The sequence below is a fragment of the Thermodesulfobacteriota bacterium genome (assembly GCA_039028315.1).
GTDB lineage: Bacteria > Desulfobacterota_D > UBA1144 > Nemesobacterales > UBA2774 > CR02bin9.
Genome location: JBCCIH010000134.1, coordinates 1 through 6,933 on the forward strand (window position 1 = coordinate 1; position 6,933 = coordinate 6,933).

General features: G+C 37.8%; 10 protein-coding genes. 4 read left to right on the forward strand and 6 right to left on the reverse strand.

The window, feature by feature from the left end; all coding sequences use genetic code 11:
* The first annotated feature begins 255 nt into the window (after nucleotides 1-255).
* From AAF462_08660 to AAF462_08670, 3 genes are all read left to right on the forward strand, one after another.
* Complete coding sequence (locus AAF462_08660) at nucleotides 256-981, forward strand: hypothetical protein (GenBank protein MEM7009189.1); 726 nt, start codon at nucleotides 256-258, stop codon at nucleotides 979-981.
* A gap of 188 nt (nucleotides 982-1,169) precedes the next feature.
* Nucleotides 1,170-1,802, forward strand: coding sequence for a hypothetical protein (locus AAF462_08665; protein ID MEM7009190.1), 633 nt, complete (start codon nucleotides 1,170-1,172; stop codon nucleotides 1,800-1,802).
* Between the two features lie 7 nt (nucleotides 1,803-1,809).
* Entirely contained in the window at nucleotides 1,810-2,322 is a 513-nt protein-coding gene (locus tag AAF462_08670; GenBank protein ID MEM7009191.1) for a hypothetical protein, read from the forward strand.
* Here the strand turns inward: AAF462_08670 and trpS are convergent.
* The 6 genes from trpS to AAF462_08700 all read right to left on the reverse strand — a co-directional run bounded on the left by trpS (nucleotide 2,319) and on the right by AAF462_08700 (nucleotide 6,281).
* Nucleotides 2,319-3,323: a tryptophan--tRNA ligase gene (gene trpS / locus AAF462_08675; GenBank protein MEM7009192.1), complete on the reverse strand. Its 1,005-nt coding sequence runs from the start codon at nucleotides 3,321-3,323 to the stop codon at nucleotides 2,319-2,321. The two genes, AAF462_08670 and trpS, sit on opposite strands and share 4 nt — an antisense overlap.
* Before the next feature lie 77 nt (nucleotides 3,324-3,400).
* A complete protein-coding gene (locus AAF462_08680; GenBank protein MEM7009193.1) occupies nucleotides 3,401-4,054 on the reverse strand; it encodes a surface-adhesin E family protein in 654 nt (217 codons plus the stop codon).
* A 7-nt stretch (nucleotides 4,055-4,061) separates the two neighbouring features.
* On the reverse strand, nucleotides 4,062-4,622 hold the full coding sequence (locus tag AAF462_08685) for a hypothetical protein (GenBank protein ID MEM7009194.1): 561 nt from the start codon (nucleotides 4,620-4,622) through the stop codon (nucleotides 4,062-4,064).
* A 121-nt stretch (nucleotides 4,623-4,743) separates the two neighbouring features.
* Nucleotides 4,744-5,301, reverse strand: a complete 558-nt coding sequence (locus AAF462_08690) for a hypothetical protein (GenBank protein MEM7009195.1) — start codon at nucleotides 5,299-5,301, stop codon at nucleotides 4,744-4,746.
* Nucleotides 5,302-5,499: 198 nt separating this feature from the next.
* Entirely contained in the window at nucleotides 5,500-5,859 is a 360-nt protein-coding gene (locus AAF462_08695) for a DUF4186 domain-containing protein (protein MEM7009196.1), read from the reverse strand.
* Entirely contained in the window at nucleotides 5,856-6,281 is a 426-nt protein-coding gene (locus AAF462_08700) for a DUF2721 domain-containing protein (protein MEM7009197.1), read from the reverse strand. Before AAF462_08700 ends, AAF462_08695 begins: the two co-directional genes overlap by 4 nt.
* A gap of 140 nt (nucleotides 6,282-6,421) precedes the next feature.
* Between AAF462_08700 and AAF462_08705 the strand changes: the two genes are divergently transcribed.
* Nucleotides 6,422-6,933 (forward strand): ATP-binding protein (locus AAF462_08705; GenBank protein ID MEM7009198.1); only part of this gene is annotated, 512 nt, incomplete at its 3' end.

Sequence of the window (6,933 nt, forward strand, 5' to 3'; positions counted from 1 at the left end):
TACCGGATTTCTCCCAGTTTATATGACTGTCGGCAGTAAACCCGTGTAGCAGCATAATAGGATCGCCGTCGCCCTGGTCCCAATAAGCTATTCCCACATCATCAAAACTGTTAAATATCTGCATAAATAATATTCTAGCACATGGGGTTACTTTGTGCTGGTAAATGATTGAGCACAGAATTAAATAAGATTTGACTTTATAAATAGCTATATATTAAGATATTTTTAGATAGCTCACTATGGGGAACTAATAAGATGGGTGTCGATAGAAGAAAATTCCTGACAATAGCTGTAAAAAGTATTGGGGCTCTTGGTCTAATTAAAGCCTATAGTTTTAGCGGATCATTTTCCATCGCCCAGGATGCTAAGAAAGTAAGCCCATCGCCTGTACCTCAGGTTTGGTCAAGCAAAAAGATGATTGTTAACACAAACTCAGGGGTTGTACATTGGCCCCACCCTCAAGTGTTTAAGATTACAGCCTATAGTGTCAATCCTGACAATTCAAAAGAGCTTGATGTAAAAGGTTCACATGAAAAAGTATCAGCTGACCCTAATCTTAGATTCGATAAGAGTAAGAGCGGAGTTATTTACGAACATCTTGCACTTTCAGAGATAGTTGTAGAGGACAAAGAAACTCTTAGCTTTGATAACGGTAGTTTAGGAAATAGCATAGAGATACTAAAAATAGCTGTGAGTGAGCCTGGCAACAATGAAAACTGGAGACTATACGATTTAATCGCGAGGCTTGTAATGTTACAAAATGAGGATGACCCGGTTAAAGCAAGATCACAGATAGTTGAGATTTTCAGTAGTTCACAAATATCCGGAAATTGGACCAAAAGAGAATCACTATCAAAAGTGAGTGATGAAAAGAAATTTAAAAAATGGCATGGAAAAACAGTTGATAAGAAATATGGTGATTATAGAAAAAGTTTAATAAACCGTGTAAATTCTTCAAAGAGCATAACTAAAGATTCTTAAGAACTAATAAGTTTTCGGGTCTTCTAAATTTTAAGATACTCAGGTGCTGAGAGATGAGCTTCCCCGTCACGCAATATTAGTTTTTTAGATCATCAGTATTTCCCAATTATATAATTTTTCCTCAACTTAAATTTTTATAAGAAATAAGAATATTATGTGTTAAGTTTAAAGAGTTAAAGGTGTATTATATGAAACAGTCCAGAATAAAGGCTCTAATATTTCTATCACTAATATTTTTTGCCGTAAGCTGCGGAGGAGGAGGCATATACTATCCGGGCAAGCCGAAAACAGTGAAGCCATCTCCCACCCAAGCCCCAAAAGTAGAAAAACAACAGCCCCAAAAACCGGCTAAATCAACAAAATCGGCTAGTAATGTATTTAATGCCCAATATTTAGACGTATGGTTAGCTGCAATACAAAGCGTGAATTGGATTAAATGGAATATAGCATTTCTTGATGAAAAACAAGGTATCATAAGACTTAAAGAAGCCTATGCATACAGAAAAGCGGGCAAACTTCTTAGAACATATACCTGGCCAAGTAAAGAGGCCATCCAAACCTCAAGCATAAATGACTATTTGCAAAAGATAGGCAGGTATAATCCCGGTCATTCAAACACTGTGTTTACTCAAGAGAATCTAACTATGAAAATAATCAAAGTTACTGCTGATCAAACAAAAGTAGAGATTGATTACACCATCAGACCTTATACCTTCTCAGGCAAGATCGGCTACGAGATCGAATCAAATGGTTTTATAGAATCACTTCTACTAGACAGAATTAGAGAAACTCTTGACGAAAGCCCAGTAGCCAAGAGATAATATTTTTGTGACCACTCTTTTACTATCCATTGGAATCATTGTTGCTTTTGCAATACTGTTTTGGCTGGACAAAAAACAAGGCCCTGAGCCTACACGTGCGATAGTTCATCTATTTGACGTGCTTAGAAACCTGAGCTGGGAGATGACCCAGGATGATATTAAAACCAGTTTTGAAGGGTTTAACACAGGCAAAGAGATCAGGCTTAACAAAAAAACTACTCTTAGTCATAAGGAAAATCTAGAGGGTCAAGAGATCTATACTACTTTTAGTTTTACAAATGATAGGGACTCTCTAGTTAACCAAGCACAGATAAAGCTATCTCGAGTAAACAAAAAAGATATTGATCTTCTATTTAGCACAGTTTGCAAGCAGTACGGTCAGCCTGATAGACATGATTCAGGTTTTGAAGGATCGGTAAAATGGTCAACTGAGCCAGGAATATTAACACTTGAAAATACAGCTCCTGAAGAATACACACTGACTATAAAAGAAGAAAAAATCAATGTTCCTGATCTTTAGGGTTTATATAGACCCATGGCGCTTATGATCTGGTCCATATTCTCGTGCGCAGCTTCTCTAGCGCGGTTAGTGCCTTCTCTGAGTATGTCTCTAACATCATCCGGGCGTTTTTCATATTCAGCGCGTTTTTCTCTTATCGGCTCTAAGAGCTCATTAATGGCTGCAGCAAGTTTTTTCTTTACCTCAACATCACCCACATTGCCAGTTGAGTAGCGCTCCTTAAGATCATCTATTTCAGGGATATTCTTGTTAAACGCATCATGATAAATAAAGACAGGGTTACCTTCGACTTTTCCAGGTATATCTGCTCTAACTCTGTTAGGATCTGTAAACATACTCATAACCCTTTTACCAACCTGTTTTTCATCATCAGAGAGATATATACAGTTATCTAGACTCTTACTCATCTTCCTGTCGCCATCGGTCCCAACGAGCCTTGAGGTCTGGCTGATTACAGGATCCGGCTCCTCAAAAAACTCGCCGTATAAGAAATTAAACCTTCTCGCAAGCTCGCGAGTGAGCTCTATGTGGCTTAGCTGATCCTCGCCCACCGGAACTTTAGTTGCTTTAAACATTAATATGTCAGCCGCCATTAATACTGGATATCCGAGCAGCCCGACTGAGTAATTATCCCCTACGCCCATGTCTTGTATCTTTTCTTTAAGCGTAGGTATTCTCTCAGCTCTTGGCACGCCGCATATCATTGCCAGCATCGCATATAGCTCTGTAATATAAGGGATCTGAGACTGGACATAAAAAGTGGACTTATTCGGATCCATACCGACACTAAGCCAATCCATAACCATTTCAAGAGTGTTTTGCTCAACTTCGGCAACTTTATCATAGTGAGTAGTAAGCATATGGAGATCAGCAACCAAGAAATAGCAGTCGTAGTCGTTTTGGAATGCTATGCGGTTATATAATGATCCCACAAGATGTCCCAAGTGGAGTCTTCCCGTGGGTCTGTCTCCAGTTACAAGTATTGGTTTAGTATCAGCCATAATTTAGTAAATCCTCCAATAGTCTAGTGAGACCCAGTACTATACATGTTTTGTTGAATTTTAAAATTTAGTATGATTCAATTTGCCCTTGCGTCTTGCGGACGGTTTAGTTCATATCCGCATACAAAATCAGCAATTTGTGAGCTCACTGTGCCGTCTACTATGGGCTGAGGTTCATATGGTGCCGGCTGCTGCTCGACAAGCCTTCCAAGAGAGTCATAGAACTTTGAGTCGGTATATGAGTAAGTTCTGGCATTACAGTCTACTTCAGATTCAATACGTACTTCTTTAAATGAAAGTCCATCCTGATCACGCTGCGAGTTTTCAAACTCAAGCCTGCTCCAAGAGCTTATAAGGCCGTTGTTATCCTCAATAGTATCAGGGTCAACAAAAACGGAGTATGCTCTCTCACCTGTGACTCCACCAACTAAAAACCAGTTATCATCTTTTTTGCTCGGTTCATAATTTTTTACCATTTGTGATCGAGGAGGAGTATTAGCAGTTTTCTCTTCTTTTGGCTCTGGTTCAAGTGTAATGATCTCCTTAGGGCTCTGAGTTGTCCCTTCTGAAGTTTCGGGCTTGGTAATTTGCTCAGTTACATCTGAGGTAGGCTCTTGATCTTGTGTTTGTGGCACATCTTGAACTACGGGCTCAGCAACCTGTTTATCCGCACATGAATAACTAAGCGATAGGATTAAAACAAAAATAGCTAGAATTGAGACTATACGCATCTATTCTTTACTTATTATCTGCTGGAGCTTGAGGTCTTTGTGGACCATTCTTTTTATAAATTAAAGGGTCATGAGTGCGGCCTTTTCTGAATTGAACCAGTACGTTTCTGTCTACTTTTGTAATTGGCAGAAGCTTTGCAAATTTTTCCTGTCCCAAAATCATCCTTAAGTTATCAACTGAATCAACAAAGTAGTTTGATGCTTTTAAGTTCGAGGATTGAACTAGCAAAGATAATCGTTTTAGTTCTGTTGGATTAAATTCATCACTATCAAGCTCTTTCATAAACTGTTTTTGATATTCTCTGGTCTTAACCTCTTGGTTCATAATTATAATAGAATTCTGTTTACTTGTTTTATTTATGTTATCAATTGCATTATCATCGAGATCCAGATTCTGAACTTTGCGCAGCATATTGATATACATTCTGCTATATATTCCTCCTTGAAGCTTTACGGCTTTAGGTGTTTTAATTTGCTGCGAACCGCTTGCTTTTTTCTCTTGGTTCTGCGCCTGTGAGTATCCGGACAAAATAAAAAGTAAACTAAATGCAATAACTATTGCTCTCATATAGAAAGAACCTCCTGACTTAGTAGAACAATATTTTAACCGAAGATTGGCAGTTTTATATCAATATTTTTTGAAACGGTTTAAAGTCAAACTTAAAGATCTAGGAATTGTGTAATTCTGGCTAGAGAATATTTGCCCCAAGTTTAGTGATACGTTCATAACGGCCATCATCAACAAGAAACTTGGATAGATAGTACTCAGTCTTTATCGAATCCTCGATATTGGATTTTCCCTGATGTGCTATTGAACAATAAATTTCTTTTGAATCTAAAGAAATACTATGAATAGTGCTTATCCAAATTTTACTAAAAGGCGGACTGATACTGATATCATTTTTATTTACTAGCTCTACCATCTCTTTGGTCTTAAGATTAATTTTCATAATTGAGTTCCACTCATATCCGTCATACGCGCCATTTTTGATTTTAATCTCAAGCACATTTACATATACTTCTGAGTTCTGAGATATTACTGCATCTTCATAGCTAAAGTATCCTCTGGCTGGAGTTATTCTGCCATATGTATCATCTGAAAGATGTCTCGCCCACAAGCTCTTAATTCCGTAGCCTTGCCCTATATTTTTATTAAAATGAGCTATAAGTGTTTTAGAATTAGGCTCATACAAAAATCCAACGAAATTGCTCACATCATTTATTCCATGCTCTTCCCAGTTGTTCAACTCATACTCCTCACCATTTTCACTATTAAATTAAGATACATACGTTCGTAAACACCTGAGGAATGGTGTATTATTGATAATAAATAGTAAACATACGAACTTAGATACTTTTGTAAAGTCCAAGCATAGTCCTATTATACGATTAAGAAGGTAGGACTATTATCAGACCAAAAGGGCAAACACCTAGCATTATTATATTCAAGAACGAATATAATTTACCAGCCATTTTCTTAGAACATTGGAAACATAATCTCTCTCTATATCAGTTAATTCATGGTCAATAGAAGGTATTTCGTGCCATTTGCTAAGACATCCTCTACAGCACGTGGCAGTCGCATGCTGGGCAATAAATATTGGGTGGTTTTTCATCGGAGTCTGCTTGCCGTCATTAACCGGGTTAGCAGGTGCTAGTCTTTGATCAACAAAATCTCGTCCATGGTCTAATATCACTTCAAGCCCTTTAGAATGAAGATAGTTAAGTTCTTTTCCTTTTAACTCAAAGCTTAATCGAAACTTTGATTTGGCTAATTTTTCAAAGAGAGTATCAAGATCATTCATTTATCTTGTTCAGAGTCATCTTGATGCTGCTTTGCATGACGCTTTAGGATATCCAGGGATAAAATAGATTCCGCAGCTAGTTTTGAGACTGAAACTACAATGCATGCTACGCCTAAGATGGTGGTTATCTCGAGCACCTTTTTGGATGTAGCAACACCCATATTATTTACCAAAAACGCTACAAGAGATCCAAGAGAAAAAAACGCGACACTAAGATATAGCCCTAATAGACTATTTCTAAAAAGATGTGCTCTTCTAAGCTCCTGCTTAACCCTATCAGTTTTTAACATGCACTCTTCTTCAGAAAAGTCATGAATAGTATTGTTAATTACCGTATATCTTTGAGAAGTAGACATTATAAGCAGTGCCACTCCTGGTATATATGTGAGAGGAATTAATAATTCAAGGGCGTTCATTTCCATTTTTCTGCTCCCATTCAATAAAATTTATATTACCACATATTAGATACTGTTTGTCATACTTAGTTCCGAAGAAAAAGACTATTTACTATAGATTGACTATTGTTTTTTAGAATGTGCTATATAATAATTCGCTGAACACTATGAGCGGCATCTTGACAAACCGAACTTTCCTACTTTTTTTGATTCCTGTTCTTGCGGGCGCTTTAATGGGAGTTTTATTTTTATATCCGCTAAATGAATTTGTTTACTTTCATGAACATGTACCTACTCCCGGCACAGGATGGAGTTACACATGGGATCATCTTTGGCTTGGTCTTACCGGACACTATCCTATAAAAGTTCCTTTCTACGGAGCTGTGGGTGCATTTTTAGGCCTGGTCGCAGCTTTGTTTTTTAATTCTCTCTACAAAAGCACAGCTCAGATCAAACAGCTAAGCGATGAGCTTCAAAAAGACCTTTTAGCCCTTATATCTCACGGAGAAAGCGCTACGGCAGAGTTTAAATCTACTTTCAAGTGGGATCTTAAAGAATCCAAGCCCAATAAAGCACTTGAGGATGTGGTGCTTAAAACACTTGCCGGTTTTATGAACTCTCAGGGCGGCACACTTATTATTGGAGTGGCCGATGACGGCCAAATTGTAGGGCTTGAGCA

Coding starts and splice junctions, on each gene's coding strand:
- AAF462_08665 (MEM7009190.1), top strand. CDS start 1,170: ATGAAACAGTCCAGAATAAAGGCTCTAATATTTCTATCACTAATATTT.
- AAF462_08680 (MEM7009193.1), bottom strand. CDS start 4,054: ATGCGTATAGTCTCAATTCTAGCTATTTTTGTTTTAATCCTATCGCTT.
- AAF462_08695 (MEM7009196.1), bottom strand. CDS start 5,859: ATGAATGATCTTGATACTCTCTTTGAAAAATTAGCCAAATCAAAGTTT.
- AAF462_08660 (MEM7009189.1), top strand. CDS start 256: ATGGGTGTCGATAGAAGAAAATTCCTGACAATAGCTGTAAAAAGTATT.
- trpS (MEM7009192.1), bottom strand. CDS start 3,323: ATGGCTGATACTAAACCAATACTTGTAACTGGAGACAGACCCACGGGA.
- AAF462_08700 (MEM7009197.1), bottom strand. CDS start 6,281: ATGGAAATGAACGCCCTTGAATTATTAATTCCTCTCACATATATACCA.
- AAF462_08685 (MEM7009194.1), bottom strand. CDS start 4,622: ATGAGAGCAATAGTTATTGCATTTAGTTTACTTTTTATTTTGTCCGGA.